The 16,592-nt window shown below is 36.3% G+C and carries 24 protein-coding genes and 1 pseudogene; 18 read left to right on the top strand and 7 right to left on the bottom strand.

The annotated features are described in order from the left end of the window. Nucleotides 1-170 precede the first annotated feature (170 nt). Complete coding sequence (locus ACTT1L_RS07595) at nt 171-554, bottom strand: rhodanese-like domain-containing protein (protein WP_000108655.1); 384 nt, start codon at nt 552-554, stop codon at nt 171-173. A 170-nt stretch (nt 555-724) separates the two neighbouring features. Between ACTT1L_RS07595 and ACTT1L_RS07590 the strand changes: the two genes are divergently transcribed. Beyond that, the gene (locus ACTT1L_RS07590; RefSeq protein WP_000514079.1) at nt 725-1,561 is read left to right on the top strand and encodes a lipoate--protein ligase family protein; all 837 of its coding nucleotides are present in this window, start codon (nt 725-727) and stop codon (nt 1,559-1,561) included. Nucleotides 1,562-1,589: 28 nt separating this feature from the next. On the opposite strand, the gene ACTT1L_RS07585 is transcribed toward ACTT1L_RS07590, so the two are convergent. Beyond that, a complete protein-coding gene (locus ACTT1L_RS07585; protein WP_061132211.1) occupies nt 1,590-2,432 on the bottom strand; it encodes a hypothetical protein in 843 nt (280 codons plus the stop codon). A gap of 271 nt (nt 2,433-2,703) precedes the next feature. Here ACTT1L_RS07585 and splB point away from each other — a divergent pair, with 271 nt between their 5' ends. The 3 genes and pseudogenes from splB to ACTT1L_RS07570 all read left to right on the top strand — a co-directional run. After that, complete coding sequence (gene splB / locus ACTT1L_RS07580; protein ID WP_000802120.1) at nt 2,704-3,729, top strand: spore photoproduct lyase; 1,026 nt, start codon at nt 2,704-2,706, stop codon at nt 3,727-3,729. A 144-nt stretch (nt 3,730-3,873) separates the two neighbouring features. After that, nucleotides 3,874-4,302: a transcriptional regulator MntR gene (gene mntR, locus ACTT1L_RS07575; protein WP_001143076.1), complete on the top strand. Its 429-nt coding sequence runs from the start codon at nt 3,874-3,876 to the stop codon at nt 4,300-4,302. A 5-nt stretch (nt 4,303-4,307) separates the two neighbouring features. Next, nucleotides 4,308-4,439 (top strand): annotated as a pseudogene (locus tag ACTT1L_RS07570) (HAD family hydrolase); the annotation flags it as partial. On the opposite strand, the gene ACTT1L_RS07565 reads toward ACTT1L_RS07570, so the two are convergent. Together ACTT1L_RS07565 and ACTT1L_RS07560 are read right to left on the bottom strand one after the other, a co-directional pair. Next, on the bottom strand, nt 4,436-4,837 hold the full coding sequence (locus tag ACTT1L_RS07565) for an SA1362 family protein (protein WP_001014446.1): 402 nt from the start codon (nt 4,835-4,837) through the stop codon (nt 4,436-4,438). The pseudogene ACTT1L_RS07570 and the gene ACTT1L_RS07565 sit on opposite strands and share 4 nt — an antisense overlap. A 79-nt stretch (nt 4,838-4,916) precedes the next feature. Continuing rightward, on the bottom strand, nt 4,917-5,837 hold the full coding sequence (locus ACTT1L_RS07560) for a DUF1385 domain-containing protein (protein ID WP_000797106.1): 921 nt from the start codon (nt 5,835-5,837) through the stop codon (nt 4,917-4,919). A 244-nt stretch (nt 5,838-6,081) separates the two neighbouring features. Between ACTT1L_RS07560 and ACTT1L_RS07555 the strand changes: the two genes are divergently transcribed. Genes ACTT1L_RS07555 through efp form a run of 4 tightly spaced genes read left to right on the top strand, consistent with a single transcriptional unit; the run spans nt 6,082 to nt 8,708 of the window. After that, on the top strand, nt 6,082-6,570 hold the full coding sequence (locus ACTT1L_RS07555; RefSeq protein ID WP_000076575.1) for a YqhR family membrane protein: 489 nt from the start codon (nt 6,082-6,084) through the stop codon (nt 6,568-6,570). Nucleotides 6,571-6,622: 52 nt separating this feature from the next. Then, a complete protein-coding gene (gene aroQ / locus ACTT1L_RS07550) occupies nt 6,623-7,063 on the top strand; it encodes a type II 3-dehydroquinate dehydratase (RefSeq protein WP_000757087.1) in 441 nt (146 codons plus the stop codon). Between the two features lie 4 nt (nt 7,064-7,067). Beyond that, complete coding sequence (gene pepQ, locus ACTT1L_RS07545) at nt 7,068-8,129, top strand: Xaa-Pro dipeptidase (protein ID WP_442821852.1); 1,062 nt, start codon at nt 7,068-7,070, stop codon at nt 8,127-8,129. Between the two features lie 21 nt (nt 8,130-8,150). Continuing rightward, a complete protein-coding gene (gene efp / locus ACTT1L_RS07540; protein ID WP_000626512.1) occupies nt 8,151-8,708 on the top strand; it encodes an elongation factor P in 558 nt (185 codons plus the stop codon). 34 nt (nt 8,709-8,742) lie between these two features. On the opposite strand, the gene ACTT1L_RS07535 is transcribed toward efp, so the two are convergent. Next, nucleotides 8,743-9,063, bottom strand: a complete 321-nt coding sequence (locus ACTT1L_RS07535) for a hypothetical protein (RefSeq protein WP_000645558.1) — start codon at nt 9,061-9,063, stop codon at nt 8,743-8,745. Then, complete coding sequence (locus tag ACTT1L_RS07530) at nt 9,044-9,622, bottom strand: GNAT family N-acetyltransferase (protein WP_001190073.1); 579 nt, start codon at nt 9,620-9,622, stop codon at nt 9,044-9,046. The genes ACTT1L_RS07535 and ACTT1L_RS07530 overlap by 20 nt, the downstream gene beginning before the upstream one ends. Before the next feature lie 186 nt (nt 9,623-9,808). Between ACTT1L_RS07530 and ACTT1L_RS07525 the strand changes: the two genes are divergently transcribed. The 9 genes from ACTT1L_RS07525 to ACTT1L_RS07485 are packed head-to-tail and all read left to right on the top strand — an operon-like array spanning nt 9,809 to nt 15,331. After that, nucleotides 9,809-10,090: a YqhV family protein gene (locus ACTT1L_RS07525; RefSeq protein WP_000816054.1), complete on the top strand. Its 282-nt coding sequence runs from the start codon at nt 9,809-9,811 to the stop codon at nt 10,088-10,090. A 28-nt stretch (nt 10,091-10,118) separates the two neighbouring features. Next, on the top strand, nt 10,119-11,045 hold the full coding sequence (spoIIIAA, locus tag ACTT1L_RS07520) for a stage III sporulation protein AA (RefSeq protein ID WP_000665885.1): 927 nt from the start codon (nt 10,119-10,121) through the stop codon (nt 11,043-11,045). Continuing rightward, a complete protein-coding gene (gene spoIIIAB / locus ACTT1L_RS07515) occupies nt 11,039-11,554 on the top strand; it encodes a stage III sporulation protein SpoIIIAB (protein WP_000238697.1) in 516 nt (171 codons plus the stop codon). The genes spoIIIAA and spoIIIAB overlap by 7 nt, the downstream gene beginning before the upstream one ends. Before the next feature lie 14 nt (nt 11,555-11,568). Then, the gene (gene spoIIIAC, locus ACTT1L_RS07510) at nt 11,569-11,772 is read left to right on the top strand and encodes a stage III sporulation protein AC (RefSeq protein ID WP_000020914.1); all 204 of its coding nucleotides are present in this window, start codon (nt 11,569-11,571) and stop codon (nt 11,770-11,772) included. 23 nt (nt 11,773-11,795) lie between these two features. Beyond that, a complete protein-coding gene (gene spoIIIAD, locus ACTT1L_RS07505; protein WP_077317075.1) occupies nt 11,796-12,179 on the top strand; it encodes a stage III sporulation protein AD in 384 nt (127 codons plus the stop codon). A 10-nt stretch (nt 12,180-12,189) separates the two neighbouring features. Next, nucleotides 12,190-13,362 carry a stage III sporulation protein AE gene (gene spoIIIAE / locus ACTT1L_RS07500; RefSeq protein ID WP_000943695.1) on the top strand — a complete coding sequence of 391 codons (1,173 nt, stop codon included), beginning with the start codon at nt 12,190-12,192 and terminating at the stop codon, nt 13,360-13,362. 12 nt (nt 13,363-13,374) lie between these two features. Beyond that, nucleotides 13,375-14,007: a stage III sporulation protein AF gene (gene spoIIIAF / locus ACTT1L_RS07495; protein WP_001161050.1), complete on the top strand. Its 633-nt coding sequence runs from the start codon at nt 13,375-13,377 to the stop codon at nt 14,005-14,007. After that, the gene (spoIIIAG, locus tag ACTT1L_RS07490; RefSeq protein WP_000368876.1) at nt 13,997-14,659 is read left to right on the top strand and encodes a stage III sporulation protein AG; all 663 of its coding nucleotides are present in this window, start codon (nt 13,997-13,999) and stop codon (nt 14,657-14,659) included. The genes spoIIIAF and spoIIIAG overlap by 11 nt, the downstream gene beginning before the upstream one ends. 15 nt (nt 14,660-14,674) lie before the next feature. Next, complete coding sequence (locus ACTT1L_RS07485) at nt 14,675-15,331, top strand: SpoIIIAH-like family protein (RefSeq protein ID WP_000914701.1); 657 nt, start codon at nt 14,675-14,677, stop codon at nt 15,329-15,331. Nucleotides 15,332-15,429: 98 nt separating this feature from the next. Here the strand turns inward: ACTT1L_RS07485 and ACTT1L_RS07480 are convergent, their stop codons facing one another. Beyond that, entirely contained in the window at nt 15,430-15,618 is a 189-nt protein-coding gene (locus tag ACTT1L_RS07480) for a hypothetical protein (RefSeq protein WP_002081027.1), read from the bottom strand. 469 nt (nt 15,619-16,087) lie between these two features. Between ACTT1L_RS07480 and accB the strand changes: the two genes are divergently transcribed. Next, on the top strand, nt 16,088-16,576 hold the full coding sequence (gene accB / locus ACTT1L_RS07475; RefSeq protein ID WP_061132213.1) for an acetyl-CoA carboxylase biotin carboxyl carrier protein: 489 nt from the start codon (nt 16,088-16,090) through the stop codon (nt 16,574-16,576). The last annotated feature ends 16 nt before the right edge of the window (nt 16,577-16,592 follow it).

Here is a 16,592-nt window from a genome sequence, read left to right as displayed (position 1 = left end):
TGTTATAAATATGACTTCTGTTATTCGCGTAACCTTTTTATTTGGGCGTGAGAATGATAGGGGTCTTTCTTGCGTCTATAAAAGAATTTTTGTCAAAATGTGTGAGAATAACGTGGAAAGTTTTCAAATGAAAAAACTAGCTGAATTATTCAGCTAGTTTTTGTATGTTATTATTTCTTTTTAATTTTTCCAGTCCACGTTTTAAATCCACCTTGTAATTGGTAGAAATCTTTGTAGCCTTGTTTCTTTAAGTATTGAGCCGCACGACCGGTACGGAATCCACTTTGACAGTATAAGTAAACTGGTTGATCTTTACGAAGTTCTTTATGACGAAGGCGAATTTGTGATAACGGAATGTTACGTGCGCCTAAAATATGCCCTGCAGTATATTCGTCTGCTTCGCGAATATCGATAAGCTGTGCTTTACGGTAGCCAGCGCGAAACTCTTCTTCTGAAAGTGTTGTAATTAATTTCTTCTGATAGAAATACATCCATACAGTGTAACCGATGAACGCTACGATTACGGCTAATAAAATAATCCAAGTTGTTGACACGATTCTATCGCTCCCTTTTTTCTTATCCTACTTTCAATATTATAATGCCCGTATGTATTTATGCAACAGATTCATTTGTATATAAGAAGAAATTTCGTATTCTTTCACAAATTTTGTCGAATTTGGTAGACTAGAGAATGTGAAAAATAATTGGTTATATGAGGTGCAGGATGGGAAAAGAAAAATGGTGTTATATTAACTCTGGTCAATGTTCACCGGCATTTAATATGGCGTTAGATGAATGTCTATTAAATTGGCAAAGTGAAAAGAAAATGCCACCAACTATTCGCTTTTATGAATGGGAAGTACCAACATTAACAGTCGGATATTTCCAGCGTGTTGAAAAAGATATTAATATGGATGTAGTTAACGAAAAGAAATATGGATTCGTTCGTCGTCAAACAGGCGGCAGGGGTGTACTACATGATAAAGAATTAACGTACAGTGTTATTGTGTCTGAAGATCATCCAAATATGCCAAAAACAGTTACAGAAGCGTATCGTGTTATTTCGCAAGGTTTATTAGATGGTTTTAAAGCATTAGGGTTAGAAGCGTATTATGCAGTTCCAAAAACAGAAGCAGATCGTGAAAATTTAAAAAATCCACGTTCAGGCGTATGTTTTGATGCGCCGTCTTGGTATGAAATTGTAGTAGAAGGAAGAAAAATCGCAGGTAGTGCGCAAACACGTCAAAAAGGCGTTATTTTACAGCACGGGTCGATTCCATTAGAAATAGATTTAGATGAGTTATATGATCTGTTTTTATTCCCGAATGAACGTGTGAAAGAACGTATGAAGAGTATGTTCTCATCTAAAGCGGTAGCAATTAATGAATTAACAGACCGTACGTTTACAATCGAGCAGTTAATTAAAGCGTTTGAGGTTGGGTTTGAAAAAGGATTAGATGTAGAGCTTGTTCCGTATGAATTAACAGAAGAACAATTACATGAAGTGCAAACGTTAGCAAAAGAAAAGTATGAAAGTAAAGAATGGAATTATAAAAAATAAGAGGTGGCAATTGCCGCCTCTTATTTTTTTATAGTAAATTAAGTACTTTTTCTACTTTGATTCCTTTATCTTGTAAAGAACGAAGGCGATTGACAACGTCCATAATTTCTTTGTCAAATGTAACGCTAATACCTTGGCTTTGTAGTTCTTCTTTTAAGCCTTCAATAGAATCATCTATGTCGATGCCAAGCTCGTAATCTTGACAAACTTCAATTGTCTTTTTCACGAGTTTCACATAATTTTCTTGTAGTTTTGAATTTGTTTCAGTCAAAGCAGGTTGCTTCGGTTTTGCAGGCGCGACCGGTGCTGTCTCTTGCTTTGTAACCGGAGTTGGCACTTCTCGTTTCACAGGTGCTGGAGTAGATAATTCCACAGCTGCTTCTACACTTACTGGCTTCGGTGCCGGAGTAGGCTTCGGTGTTGGTGCTGTAGCAGGTGTTTCTACACGTGTAACAGGCTTTGGAGCAGGTGTAACTGCTTTTGGAGCTTCTACAACTACTTCTTTTTTCGGAGTAGTTTCTACAACTGTTTCTTCTTGTTCAGCAGCCTCTTTATTTTCTTTACTCCACATAACGCGTTCTATTTCTAGAGAAACATTATTTTTGTTCATCGCTGTTAATGTAACTTTACCAACTTCAGCGTTTCCAGTGAAATCAACAATTTTATAAATAACACTCTTGTTCCAATCCACGTTTCCGCTCAAAAATAATTCTTCGTTACATTTCGGCGTTAAGCCCTCGATTTTAATTTCTGCGTTTACACCGTTTTCACTATATACCATAATTAGCGAAGCATTTACATCTTCGTCTGCTAACATTAGTTCACGTACCATTTTGCCGGTGCGTACTTGCGTTTTCTTCTTAACTGACATCTAATTTCTCCTCTCAAAAATTCAGTAATAATAAAAAAATCGTATAACGAAAAATAATTGCTCACGAAGATTTATGATACCGATAATAAAAGCATCACGTCAACAATTAACTTTAATTATTTTGCATTTTTCTTATTTTCTTTATGAAATTTTTCAATTTGTAAAATTAGACAGAAGAAAAACAGCCTTTTGAAAGGCTGTTAAAACGTGGAAAACTTTAATGCGTTTTAATTTTTCCACGTTCCCCATACTAACGAGAGGAGGGAAGTATATGAAACCGTTTATGCCAAAACTCGTTTACTTTGAACCGAAGGCACTTGAATATCCACTTGGAAAAGAGCTGTATGAGAAGTTTACGAAGATGGGACTAGAGATTCGTGAAACGACATCCCATAATCAAATTAGAAATTTGCCGGGTGAAAATGATTTGCAAAAGTATCGCAATGCAAAGGCGACACTTGTCGTTGGAGTGAGGAAGACATTAAAATTTGATACGTCAAAACCGTCAGCTGAATATGCAATTCCGCTTGCAACAGGGTGTATGGGACATTGTCATTATTGCTATTTGCAAACGACACTTGGGAGTAAGCCTTACGTTCGCGTGTATGTGAATCTTGATGAAATATTTGAGAAGGCACAGCAATATATGGATGAAAGAGCACCTGAAATAACAAGGTTTGAAGCTGCTTGTACATCAGATATCGTTGGGATTGATCATTTAACACATGCATTAAAGCGGGCGATCGAATTTATTGGAGAAAGTGAGCATGGGCGTTTACGTTTCGTTACGAAATATTCGCACGTTGATCATTTGTTAGATGCAAAACATAATGGGAAAACTCGTTTTAGGTTTAGTATTAATTCACGGTATGTAATTAAAAATTTTGAGCCGGGGACGTCACCCTTTGAAGAGCGTATTGAAGCAGCACGTAAAGTAGCAGGTGCTGGTTATCCACTTGGCTTTATAGTTGCGCCACTTTATATGCATGAAGGATGGGAAGAAGGATACCGTGAATTATTTGAACGACTGTACAATGCACTAAAAGATTTGTCCATACCGAATTTAACATTTGAATTAATTCAACATCGCTTTACAAAACCAGCAAAAAAGGTCATTCAAGAGCGTTATCCGAGTACGAAGCTTGAAATGGATGAAGAGAAGCGTAAATATAAATGGGGACGGTACGGCATTGGGAAATACGTATATAAAAAAGATGATGCGGAAGTATTGGAAGAAACGATAAGAGGTTATATATATAAGTTTTTCCCTGATGCAGAAATACAATACTTTACTTAAGAGAAATCTGTATGCAAATACAGATTCTTTTTTGTTTTATATATTTAGGCTTGTTTTCAACTTGTCACGTTATTCTTTCTGGTGTATCATTTTATTGATTGCTTCGTACGGAATGAGCAAAATGAAATTGGATGGAGGAAACCGATGCCTACCCCTAGTATGGAAGATTATATTGAACAAATTTATTTGTTGATTGATGAAAAGGGTTATGCCCGCGTATCTGATATTGCTGAAGCGCTTAGTGTACATCCATCCTCTGTAACAAAAATGGTGCAAAAATTAGACAAAGATGAATATCTAATTTATGAAAAATATAGAGGGCTTGTATTAACATCAAAAGGTAAAAAAATTGGAGAACGTCTCGTATATCGTCATGAATTGTTAGAGCAATTTATGCGTATTATCGGTGTGGATGAAAGTAAGATTTACAATGATGTAGAAGGAATTGAACATCATTTAAGCTGGGAAGCAATTGATCGCATTGGTGATTTAGTGCAATACTTTGAACAAGATGAGGTTCGAGTGGAAACACTTCGTGGCGTTCAAAAAGCAAATGAAGAGAAAAGTAATTAAGGGGAACGTACGTCGTTGTACCTAATGATGTGACACGTAATTTACCATTTGCAAATCATCATCTTCGAATTGAAAGTATGAAAGATAAAAGCTTGAAAGAAGTACTGCAAAATATAAAGAAAGACCGTATTTCCTAAAAGGAAGCACGGTCTTTCTTTTTGTTTTTTTTACCTTCAATGACAGTTAAATGAGATTGTTTTCTTTTTCGCTTTAAAGAAGAAAGATTCCCTTTTTTCCCTTTGTCATTAGAAGCGTTTGATTTAAAGAAAGAATTGCTTAGGGGTGCTACATTTTGTTTCCCATGCTTGCGGCTCGATTGTTTTGCAGCGCGCTTATATGAGCTTTGCGAATTTGCTGAACCGCTAGAGTTTGTAAACATTTTGTAGAGTAAATAAAAGATACCAACGACAGCCAACATGATACCAATATTTCTTAACACTCCCATTGGATCTGTAATGACAGATGAAACAAGGCCGAATATTGCTAATCCGATAATAAGCACAAATATAGCGAAAGTAAACGAACGACCGTTCATAAGGAACACCTCCTAAAAACATATATTAAAATTAGTATATTAACGATGAGGAAAGGAGTTGAACACCATTTTTAAATAATTATTGTTTGTTTTCTAAACGTAATAATTCTTCAAACGATGCAATGGCTACTTCCACTTGATCATCTGTTGGTTCTTTCGTTGTTAATAGTTGTAGCCATAATCCGGGATATCCAAGTATGCGTAATACTGGAATATCGCGTAATCGATTCGTAAATTGTAACACTTCAAAAGAAATACCGAGAACGACTGGAATTAATAAAATTCGGTTTAACACTCTGGCCCAAAGTGGATCTGTAGGGACAAGGAAATAAACAAACATTCCAATAATGACTGTAAATATAATGAAGCTACTACCACAACGATAATGAAGGCGAGTTTGTTTTTGAACATTTTCTACAGTCAATGAAAGATTATTCTCATAGGCATTAATTACTTTATGCTCCGCACCATGGTACTGAAATACCCGCTTAATGAGTGGCGTTAAAGAAATAAAGTATATATAGCTCAATAATAACAGGAGCTTAATGACACTTTCGACAATGATTTGCCCTGTATGAGATGGGAAAATCGGTCTCGTTAATTCAGCTAGTAATGCAGGAACTGCTGTGAAAATGACTTTACCGAATATGAAAGATAAAACCCCAACTGCTGCAACTCCTAATACCATCGTTAACTTCGATTGTTCTTCTTTTTTATTTGCAATTTGTTCATCTTCTTCTGGGTGAACATCAAATCGTTCTGAAGCAAAGTTTAAATGTTTTGCCCCGTTCGCGCTTGCATCCACAATAGCGGCAATCCCTCGTAAAAATGGAATTTTTTTCAGGATAGATAATGCTTTATTACGAACGCGTGGTAATCGATAAAATTCAATCGATTTATCTTTACGACGAACCGCTGTAACAGTATATTCTCTACCGCCAAACATAACTCCTTCTATGACTGCTTGCCCGCCATATATTTGTTTTGACTCTTCTGCCATGTTAACACCAACCTGTATTTGTTTCTCTCTTATGTAGAAAAAGAGGCAATTGTCATACTGGGTTCTGTCGTTTTGAAATAAGACAATCACCGAGTTTCCTTTATTTTATCGACAAATACAAGTAGATGACAAGGAAAAATGTTACGAGAGTCGGACATTTCTTATTCTTTTTATAGACAAATTTCGCAGTATTTAAACATGGTTCAAAATAGTTTCGGGCATACTATTGAGCGGAGGTGTTGATGTGAGTCAAGAACATATAGGAACAAGAAATTTTGTGCAAATTGGTTTATTTGGTGGACTCTTTTGGGGAGGAATATGGTATTTTCTTCATATATTTTCATTTACAGAAGCGGGACCGAACTATTTACTTCTACCATTTGCCTTTGGAAGTTGGAAAGAAGGGGTATGGGGAAATGTGTCAGGAATTGTTTGTATGGGACTACTTTCGATTTTAATTGCCTTTTTGTATAAAGCGTTTTTGGCAAAGTTTGAAGGAATTCTGCCAGGGATTATTTATGGTCTATTTTGGTGGGCGTTACTATTTTTCGGAGTGGGGTTAATAGCGCCTGCTATTAAAAGTGCACTCCATTTACCGAAAGAAACAATTGTGACGACGATATGCATTTTTATATTGTATGGTGTATTTATAGCATACTCTGTTTCTTACGCAGTAAATACCAATAAGGCCGAGCGAGAAGGGGAAGAGAAGACAAACTATTCAAACAAGTAACTCCTATGTTAAAATGTTATATAGACATTTAATATTAAGGAGTTTTAAGCATATGAAAAAGGTACTCCTCGTAAACGGTCCTAACCTAAATCGCCTCGGTGTCAGAGAGGTAAATGTATATGGAAAGGGCACGCTAGCGACACTTGAAGCAGATATGAAGCAAGAAGCAGAAACAATGGGAGTGGAGTTAGAATGTTTCCAATCGAATCATGAAGGTGCGATTATCGATCGTATTCATGAGGCGGAAGATATATATGAAGGGATCATTTTAAATCCTGGAGCATTTACGCATTATAGCTATGCGATTCGAGATGCAATTGCAAGCATTTCGATTCCTGTTATTGAAGTACATATTTCTAACATTCATCAGCGTGAGTCGTTCCGTCACGAATCTGTGACGGCAGCTGTTTGTGCGGGACAAATTGTTGGATTTGGTTTTTATGGCTATAAGTTAGCGTTATTTGCATTAATGGAGAAATTGAGGGAGGCATAAAGTAATGGAGAAAATCGAAAGATTAAGAAGTGCATTTGATGAGGCTGGTATTGACGGTATTTTATTAACAAATGAACATAGTCGTAGATATATGGCTAACTTCACAGGAACAGCTGGTGTTGTACTCATTTCGAAAAACCGCGCTCAATTTATTACAGATTTCCGTTACGTAGAGCAAGCTACTAAACAAGCGGTTGGATACGAGATTGTACAGCATGCGGGATTAATTATCGATGAAGTTGCAAAGCAAGTGAAAGAATTAGGAATTCAAAAGCTTGGCTTTGAGCAAGATACTCTTACATATAGTTCTTATTCAGCTCATAAAGAAGCGATCGATGCTGAATTTATCCCAACTTCTGGGCTTGTAGAAAAGTTACGCTTGATAAAGACTGATTCAGAGATTAAGATATTAAAGGAAGCTGCACAGATTGCAGATGCTGCCTTTGAACATATTCTATCATTCATTCGCCCGGGAGTATCTGAAATTGAAGTGTCAAATGAACTTGAATTTTTCATGAGAAAACAAGGAGCAACATCTTCTTCGTTTGATATTATCGTTGCTTCAGGTCTTCGTTCGGCATTACCGCACGGCGTGGCATCTGAAAAAGTGATAGAAACAGGAGATTTCGTTACATTAGACTTCGGCGCTTATTACAAAGGATATTGCTCTGATATTACTCGTACGATTGCAGTTGGTGAACCATCTGATAAATTGAAAGAAATTTATAATATCGTTTTAGAAGCACAATTACGTGGTGTGAACGGTATTAAAGCTGGTTTAACTGGCCGTGAAGCGGATGCGTTAACGCGTGATTACATAACGGAAAAAGGATACAGTGAATACTTCGGACATTCTACTGGTCATGGAATCGGTCTTGAAATCCATGAAGCACCAGGTTTAGCATTCCGTTCTGATACAGTACTTGAACCAGGTATGGCTGTAACAGTAGAGCCAGGTATTTATATTCCAGGTATTGGCGGCGTACGTATTGAAGATGATATCATTGTGACAAGTGAAGGTAATGAAGTAATTACGAAATCACCAAAAGAACTTATTATTTTGTAATACACAGGAGGATTTTTTTACATGATTTCAGTAAACGATTTTCGTACAGGTTTAACAATTGCAGTGGATAATGGCCTTTGGCAAGTACTTGATTTCCAACACGTAAAGCCAGGTAAAGGTGCTGCATTCGTTCGTTCTAAACTACGTAACCTTCGCACAGGTTCTGTTCAAGAGAAAACATTCCGTGCTGGTGAGAAAGTAGAAAAAGCACACATCGAAAACCGTCGTATGCAATACTTATACGCAAGCGGTGAGTCTCACGTATTTATGGATAACGGAACTTATGAGCAAATCGAACTTGGTGAAAAACAAATCGAGCGCGAGCTTAAATTCCTAAAAGAAAACATGGAAGTATCTATTATGACTTACCAAGGCGAAGTACTTGGTGTTGAACTTCCAAACACAGTTGAATTACAAGTTACAGAAACAGAGCCAGGTATTAAAGGTGATACTGCTTCTAACGTAACAAAACCAGCTACATTAGAAACTGGCCTTGTTGTACAAGTACCAATCTTCATTAACGAAGGCGAAACACTTATCATCAACACTGGTGAAGGTAAATACGTTTCTCGTGCATAGTAGAAAAGCACTCGTGATTATCACGAGTGCTTTTTTATAGAAAATAGGGCAAATAATAAATCGCTGTTATAACAAAACTAACGAAGACAAGTGAAAGGGTACCCATAATATATGGAGTTAAAATAATTTGAAATGGTTTTATTTCACCAGTTTCAATGCCAGTCAGTGTTTTACTGATTGCGTGATCCGTAATGTTGTTTCTATGATTACTCATAATAATTAGCCATGTAATTGCAAATATTGCTAAACTACCAAGGAAAAAGGCTTCCATGAATGACCAGCCGACCAATGATGAAAAAAGATAAATAAGAGCTAATTCTACTACAACGGTTAAATTAATTTTCAATGCCTTCATATTTTTCCTCCTCATTTTGTAATTCCAACCAGTTTAAAAATTTTTCACGTGACACGACGTGCAGAGAGCAAGATGACCTTACTTCTTTCTCTAGTGCAGCGTGTTCGTATGGAAACTTGTTTTCCACATGTAATGAAATATAAGGTAGTTTTTCTTGTGCTTTTAAAGAGCGAATATTATTCGTTTTAGCACCAGCAAATACATAGGAAAGTTGTAAGTCTAAAAAAGCAATCTTAAAAATTTCTTTTTTTACAGCCTCATTATATCCTTTTCCCCAGTATGGATAGCCGAGCCAGCTGCCAATGTGAGATTGTTTCTTCTCGTAATTAATATGTTTAAGTGTGGTGAGACCAATTATTTCATTCTCTGCATTTACAATCACTCTCGATAAAGACTTCTTTTGGCGTTCTTCTTCTATGGCGAAAAGAAGGAATGCTTTCGTGTCTTCGATTGTTTCTACTTTTATTCCTAATGCGTTTTTTACATGTGGATCACTTGATAGCTTGAAAATCGCATTTGCATAACGGAAATCGAGTGGTAATAAAGTAACTCGCTGCATCATTTTCCCTCCTTTTCAATAAATATACCATAAAATACCATCATTATTAAGAATATTCAAATTATTATAGACGGTAGATAAAAATTATGTTTTTAATTCTGAAATAGACAACCTCTGCATATGGTTGTACAAATATATTCTTTTTTAGCACACGCACTAGTAACCGTTATGGGAGAAGGTGGGAGAATGAAACAGTGGCTAGCGGCAATGGAAACATCTGTGCTTGTAATGGGGCTGCTTCGGTTGTTTTCAGGTAGCGCGGAAATATTCGCCGCTTTGCTTATGCTTTATGTGAATGATGCGAAGAAAGCATTGTTTATAAATGGTATGTTGGCGTTTGTTGGACCGACCGTATTAATTTTAACAATGACAATAGGCATAGCGAGTGTGGCAAGTGAGATCTCTTTCTTGAAACTCTTTTTTCTAGCGCTTGGAATTGGCTGCATTTTTATCGCGTTGTTGAAATAAGTAAGTCGAGTATAGTGGGGCGAAGCTGATGAAAGAAGTATTAGAAGTTTTACCAAAAACGATGAAGCAGTTAGTGGAAAATTGTAAGCAGTACGATGCTCTAGAGGAAATCCGTGTTCGAATTGGAAGACCGCTAGAGTGTATTGCTCAAGGTGAAGTGTTTTTTTATGACTATATCGTTACAGCAGAGGATGCTATTTACTTATTGAATAAGTTAAGTCACTTCTCAATTTATACAATGGAAGAAGAATTAAAGCGTGGGTATGTGACACTCCGAGGAGGTCACAGAATCGGCTTAGCAGGAAAAGTTATTACAGAAAAAAGCACAGTGAAAATGATTCGAGATGTCTCTTCCTTTAATATTCGTATTGCTCGTCAAAAAATAGGGATTGCTGAACCGCTTTTGCCCTATTTGTATGAATCACGATGGTTAAACACGATGGTAATTGGCCCGCCGCAAACGGGGAAAACAACACTTTTAAGAGATGTAGCACGTTGCATGAGTCAAGGTGTAAGTGCTTCGAAAATACCTTCGTGTAAAGTAGGGATTGTTGATGAACGGTCAGAAATTGCTGGCTGTGTGAAAGGAATTCCGCAGTATGATTTTGGCACACGAGTAGATGTGTTAGACGCATGTCCAAAAGCTGAAGGAATGATGATGATGATCCGTTCTATGAGCCCAGATATATTAATTGTGGATGAAATTGGTCGTAAAGAAGATAGTGAAGCAATTATGGAGGCTGTACATGCAGGGGTTCAGCTTTTTATAAGTGCACATGGATTTTCCTATGATGATGTTGTGAAACGCCCATCATTAAAGGCAGTGCTAGAGCTCGGCATTTTTGATAGGTTTGTGGAATTGTCAAAAGCAAGAGGGCCAGGAACAGTTATGCAAGTGAAAGATAAATATGGAAAACCGGTATTACCTCATAGAAAGGCTGAGGGCGTATGGTGAAAATATTTGGTGCAGTGTTAATCGTTGCGGTCAGCACCTTTTTCGGGTTTTCATACGCCAAAAGATACAGTGAGAGACCGAGGCAACTTAGATTATTAAAAGCGGCACTGCAATCATTAGAGGCAGAAATTATGTACGGGCATACACCATTGTCTGAAGCCGCTGAGCGATTAGTGAAACAAATGCCGAAGCCGTTAAATTGGATATTTCAAAGTTTCGCTAGCAGGCTAGAAAGTGGAGAACAAACAGTTAGAGAAGCTTGGATAGATAGTTTGAAAGAAAATTGGAAGCTAACAGCATTTCAACAAACTGAGTATGAGATTTTGCAGCAATTTGGTGAAACGCTCGGACAACATGATCGTGAATCACAACAAAAACATATTCGGTTATGTATTACACATTTAGAGAGAGAAGAAGAAGAAGCGAAAGCATTACAGCTGCAATATGAAAAGATGATTAAGAGCTTAGGAGTACTAGCGGGGCTACTTATTGTAATTTTACTGCTATAGGGGGGAGAAAGGCGATGTCCATTGATGTTGGATTAATATTTCAAATCGCCGGAATCGGCATTGTTTTAGCTTTCATTCATACTGTACTAAAAGAATTAAAGCGTGAGGATATTGCAAATTGGGTTATCCTCGTCGGTTTTGTCGTTATTTTATTTCATGTCGCATTTTTAATTAATACACTATTCGACAAGATTAAAAGTGTCTTTCTCTTCCAGTAAAGGGGGCGGTTCGAATCGAAATTATACAAATTGTCGGATTAGGCCTCGTTGCTACGTTTTTAGCGGCTGTATTGAATCAGCATAAATCTAGCATTACGTCATTATTTATTGTGTTCGTAGGTAGCGTAATGTTCCTTCTTTTAATCGATCAAATTCACGCTATTTTACAAATGATTGAGAGAGTAGCGAGTGAAGCGAAAGTTAGCAACGTATATGTAGAAACGTTGCTAAAAATTATTGGGATTGCTTATATCGCTGAGTTTGGAGCGCAAATTACAAAGGATGCAGGACAGGGGGCAATCGCTTCGAAAATTGAATTAGCTGGAAAGATTTTAATTCTCGTTATGGCGATCCCTATTTTGACGGTTGTAATTGAAACTATTCTCGGATTTTTACCGACGGGATAAGGGGGAGTGAATGTTGAGGGGGTTTGGAGCTAAGCTGCTATTTGCTTGCTTCCTTTTCTTTTCTTTACCAGTTGTTGTACAAGCTTCTCCTGTAGAGACAAACGTCGTTGATCAACAATTGGATAAGCTCGGAATTGAAGATGTGAAGCAATTTTGGGACGGGCTTGTTACAAAATATGGAGGTTACTTACCAGAGAGTCAAAAAGGTAGCTTTATGGAGTTTGTAAAGGGAGAAAAAGAAATCTCTATAAAAGAGTGGATGCTAGGTTTATTAAAGTACTTATTTCACGAACTTGTTGCAAATGGGAAACTACTCGGAACGCTCATTATGCTCACAATTTTTAGTGCATTGTTGCAATCACTGCAATCTGCATTTTCAAAGAGTAGCGTAAGCAAAATAGCCGATGCAGTTGTATATATGGTACTAATTATTTTCGCTTTAAATAGCTTTTATGTCGTTATGACATATGCAAGAGAAACGATACAAACAATGGTAGATTTCATATTAGCGTTATTGCCCATCTTGCTTGCACTCATAGCGACAGGTGGTGGTGTTGTATCCGTATCGTTTTTTCATCCGATTATCATCTTCTTAATGAATACGAGTGGGCTTTTGATGAATTATATCGTTCTACCACTTTTATTACTTGCAACGATATTAAGTATTGTAAGTACGATGAGTGATCAATATAAAGTTACGAAATTGTCCAAGCTTCTGCAAAACGTTAGCGTCGGGATTATCGGTATTTTTTTAACGATTTTTTTAGGCGTATTATCTGTACAAGGAACAGCGACAGCTGTTGCGGATGGAATCGCTGTGAAAACAGCTAAATTTGTAACAGGAAACTTTATTCCCGTAGTAGGAAGAATGTTTACAGAGGCGGCGGATACAGTTATTAGTGCGTCGGGATTATTAAAAAACACAGTCGGAATTATCGGACTCGTCATTCTATGTTTAATTGTCGCTTTTCCAGCGATTCAAATTTTTTGCATCGCATTTATTTATAAGTTCGCAGCAGCAGTATTGCAACCAGTTGGCGGCGGAGCAATCATTCAATGTTTAGATATCATTGGACGGAGCATCATTTATGTATTTGCTTGCTTAGCTATCGTATCGTTTATGTTCTTTTTAAGTATCACAATTATTATTGCTGCGGGGAACATTACACTTATGATGCGGTAGGAGGTGAAGGGTATGCAATTTGTTACAGAGTGGATTAGAAATATTATCGTTTTTTTACTCTTAGCGACAATGCTTCATCTTATTCTTCCAAATTCCAATTTGCAAAAGTACGTTAAATTCGTTGTAAGTCTATTATTAGTTGTTTTAATTTTAACGCCCCTTTTTAAACTATTGCAAACAGATGTAAATGAAGTAATCGCAAATTTTAATGAAGAGAAGTACGTAGCAGAAGGATCTGTAAAAAATTCAATAGATTCGAAGAAAAAAGAAATACAAGCTCTAACACGTGCATATAGTTTAGAAGAGATGGCTACCAAAATGAAAAAAGAAGTAGGAAAAGAGTTTGAGAAACAGTATGGTATGTCAGTCTCTGAAATACAAATAGTCGCAGCGGAAAGCACAGCGGAAGTAAAGTCAGCGAAAGATATTCAATCTGTTGTTGTGACGTTGAAAGAAAAAGAACGTAGTAAAAATGATGCAATCGAAACAGTAAAACCAGTTGAAATTAATACGAAAGAACCACCGAAAAAAGTAGAGGAAACGAATGGAGAAATGAAAGACTTCTTTTCAAGCAGGTGGCAACTAGAGAATAAACAAATCCAAGTTCAAATGGAAGGGAGGACAGGTAGAGTAAATGGACAATAAAGATAAAAATTCGAAGTTCTCATTTTTTCGAAACTTATTGAATGGAGATGAAAAAGAAAGTAATGAGAAGGGAAAAAAGGTAACACCTAAGTTCTTACTTGTCCTACTCATACTTGGAATGTTGCTTATGTTTTCTAGTAGTTTCTTTTCAAGTAAAAAAGAAGAAGTACCTGTATTTAAAGAACAAAAAACTCAAAACCAAGAAAAAGACGTACCAACTTTTGGACAAAAAAATAATGATAATATGTCAAATGTAGAAAAATATGAAAAAGCGTATGAACAAGAATTAAAAGCAGCCTTAGAAGAAATAGCAGGAGTAAAAGATGTAACGATTAATGTAAATTTAGACTCATCAGAGGAAAAAATATTAGAAAAAAATACAGTGAAACGTTCACAAACAACAGGTGAAACAGATAAAACAGGCGGCAAGAGGGAAGTAGAAGATGAGTCTCTTGATGAAAAGACAGTCATTATACGTGAAGGGGATAAAGAAACTCCCGTTGTTTTAAGAACAGAGAAACCGAAAGTGCGAGGTGTTCTTGTCGTAGCAAAGGGAGTGGATAATATACAAGTTAAAGCGATGGTAAAAGAAGCTGTCATACGGCTACTAGATGTACCAGCCCATCGCGTTTCAGTTTCACCGAAAAATTGATAGGGAGGAAATAAAGTGTTAAAAAAACAAACGGTTTGGCTATTAACGATGTTAAGTTTAGTTGTTGTACTATCTGTGTATTACGTAACAACTCCAGACAAAATGAATACAGCATCGCCGGCAACAGGTGAAAAGATTGGACAAGAAAAACAAGGTACTGATAAAGCAGTAACAAACGAAGCACCTAAAGAAACGCCTAAAAAAGAAAATACAAACAAGGAAACATCAAATAAAGAAACAAACAAAGAAACAGATAAAAAAGAGAGTGCTACAAAAGAAACAAGCAAAAAAGAAGCTAACGTAACAGTTCAATCAAGTGATGAAAATTTCACAGCATTACGTATGCAAATGGAAGATCAGCGAAGTGAACAAAAAGCAAAATTACAAGAAGTGATGAGTTCAACAAAAGCTTCAGCAACAGAAAAGAATAAAGCGAAAGAAAATTTTGATGCAATCACTACAATGGAAACGAAGCAAGAATTACTTGAGACAGTAATTAAATCTCAAGGTGGATATAAAGATGCCCTTGTAAGAGCTGATGGAACTGACATTAAAGTAACTGTAAAAGCAGCAAAACATTCACAAAAAGAAGCGAATAAAATTATACAACTTGTAAGAAGTGAAGGCGGATCAAAAGATGTAGGTGTAAAATTTGATCCACCAACAAAATAAAACGAATAATCCGCGGGGAATTCCTCCGCGGATTATTCGTTTTTAGTAATCGGATTGTTTGAAAATAGTTAGATAAAAATAATAATAGAAAAAAGCTATCATTTTCGATAGCTTTTTTCTGTTTCGTCTTTGTTTTTACTATGTTCAACTCGGAACGGAGAAATACGTTGTGAGTAAAAGATTAGCGGTTCATGGTAGTGATGATTACTTTTTCCGGATTTGACGTGGATGAAGAGAACGAATGCCCAGACCATTACGGCAGGTAAGAAGAGAATGAGCCATATCATATGTCCACACCTCGATACGATATATTTTCTACACTTTGAACATACTATTCTTATATGAAGGAATGATGAACGACGTGTAAATAAAAAAATAATATTTGGTAAAAATACGTTATTGACTATAGATGAGGTGACGAGTAAAGCGGTAATGGTAGGTTTACTTTATAGTATTTTGAAAAGTAAGGAATGTTTTTTCGGAAGTGGTCTTGCCAATTTTGTGTGAAACTTGGTATTATTACTAGGTAATAAATTTTTATTGGAATAATATTTTTACAGGAGTTTCGATTTATTATAAAGAAATATAAATTGGAATGTTTAAAAAATTTATCGTAAGATGGAAATAGTAACTATTTCTATTAGTAAATGAAATACATTTTCTAATAGAGTACATCGTATTTTTACAGTCAATCTAGTTTTAGTGAAGAGAAATCTGTAAAAACGGGACAAACAAGAGTATGGGAGTGGATTTTACATGTTTAAAATTCAAGAAGTTCGTGAATTAATTAAATTAATTGATAGCTCTAATATTGATGAATTTGAATACAAAAAAGATGGTACGACAATCAAAATGAAAAAGCGTGGCAATGAAGTTGTTGCGGTGCAAGCGCCTGTAGCAAAACAAGCCGTGCAACCAGTAGCACCTGTTGAAGTTGAAACGACAGTAGCGGCAGCACAAGTGGAAGTGCCAAAACAAGAAGAGAAAAAAGCTGTTCAGAATGAAAACCTACATAAAATTACATCACCAATGGTAGGTACATTCTATTCTTCTTCTTCTCCTGATACGCCTCCATATGTAAGTGTTGGGGATAGAGTATCGAAAGATTCTATCGTATGTATTGTCGAGGCTATGAAGTTATTTAACGAAATCGATGCAGATATAGATGGAGAAATTGTTGAGATTCTTGTTAATAACGGACAGCTTGTTGAGTATGGACAACCGCTATTTCTTGTAAAAGCGTAATAAGGGAGTCTTTGTG

The organism is Bacillus sp. FH (assembly GCF_052216825.1).
In the GTDB taxonomy this organism is placed as follows: domain Bacteria; phylum Bacillota; class Bacilli; order Bacillales; family Bacillaceae_G; genus Bacillus_A; species Bacillus_A paranthracis.
This window is presented reverse-complemented; position numbering and strand designations above follow the sequence as displayed.

Bases quoted from the DNA above. Each gene is read 5' to 3' on its own strand.
- ACTT1L_RS07590 (WP_000514079.1), top strand. From the start codon at position 725: ATGGGAAAAGAAAAATGGTGTTATATTAACTCTGGTCAATGTTCACCG.
- ACTT1L_RS07585 (WP_061132211.1), bottom strand. From the start codon at position 2,432: ATGTCAGTTAAGAAGAAAACGCAAGTACGCACCGGCAAAATGGTACGT.
- splB (WP_000802120.1), top strand. From the start codon at position 2,704: ATGAAACCGTTTATGCCAAAACTCGTTTACTTTGAACCGAAGGCACTT.
- mntR (WP_001143076.1), top strand. From the start codon at position 3,874: ATGCCTACCCCTAGTATGGAAGATTATATTGAACAAATTTATTTGTTG.
- ACTT1L_RS07565 (WP_001014446.1), bottom strand. From the start codon at position 4,837: ATGAACGGTCGTTCGTTTACTTTCGCTATATTTGTGCTTATTATCGGA.
- ACTT1L_RS07560 (WP_000797106.1), bottom strand. From the start codon at position 5,837: ATGGCAGAAGAGTCAAAACAAATATATGGCGGGCAAGCAGTCATAGAA.
- aroQ (WP_000757087.1), top strand. From the start codon at position 6,623: ATGAAAAAGGTACTCCTCGTAAACGGTCCTAACCTAAATCGCCTCGGT.
- pepQ (WP_442821852.1), top strand. From the start codon at position 7,068: ATGGAGAAAATCGAAAGATTAAGAAGTGCATTTGATGAGGCTGGTATT.
- efp (WP_000626512.1), top strand. From the start codon at position 8,151: ATGATTTCAGTAAACGATTTTCGTACAGGTTTAACAATTGCAGTGGAT.
- ACTT1L_RS07535 (WP_000645558.1), bottom strand. From the start codon at position 9,063: ATGAAGGCATTGAAAATTAATTTAACCGTTGTAGTAGAATTAGCTCTT.
- ACTT1L_RS07530 (WP_001190073.1), bottom strand. From the start codon at position 9,622: ATGCAGCGAGTTACTTTATTACCACTCGATTTCCGTTATGCAAATGCG.
- ACTT1L_RS07525 (WP_000816054.1), top strand. From the start codon at position 9,809: ATGAAACAGTGGCTAGCGGCAATGGAAACATCTGTGCTTGTAATGGGG.
- spoIIIAA (WP_000665885.1), top strand. From the start codon at position 10,119: ATGAAAGAAGTATTAGAAGTTTTACCAAAAACGATGAAGCAGTTAGTG.
- spoIIIAB (WP_000238697.1), top strand. From the start codon at position 11,039: ATGGTGAAAATATTTGGTGCAGTGTTAATCGTTGCGGTCAGCACCTTT.
- spoIIIAC (WP_000020914.1), top strand. From the start codon at position 11,569: ATGTCCATTGATGTTGGATTAATATTTCAAATCGCCGGAATCGGCATT.
- spoIIIAE (WP_000943695.1), top strand. From the start codon at position 12,190: ATGTTGAGGGGGTTTGGAGCTAAGCTGCTATTTGCTTGCTTCCTTTTC.
- spoIIIAF (WP_001161050.1), top strand. From the start codon at position 13,375: ATGCAATTTGTTACAGAGTGGATTAGAAATATTATCGTTTTTTTACTC.
- spoIIIAG (WP_000368876.1), top strand. From the start codon at position 13,997: ATGGACAATAAAGATAAAAATTCGAAGTTCTCATTTTTTCGAAACTTA.
- ACTT1L_RS07480 (WP_002081027.1), bottom strand. From the start codon at position 15,618: ATGATATGGCTCATTCTCTTCTTACCTGCCGTAATGGTCTGGGCATTC.
- accB (WP_061132213.1), top strand. From the start codon at position 16,088: ATGTTTAAAATTCAAGAAGTTCGTGAATTAATTAAATTAATTGATAGC.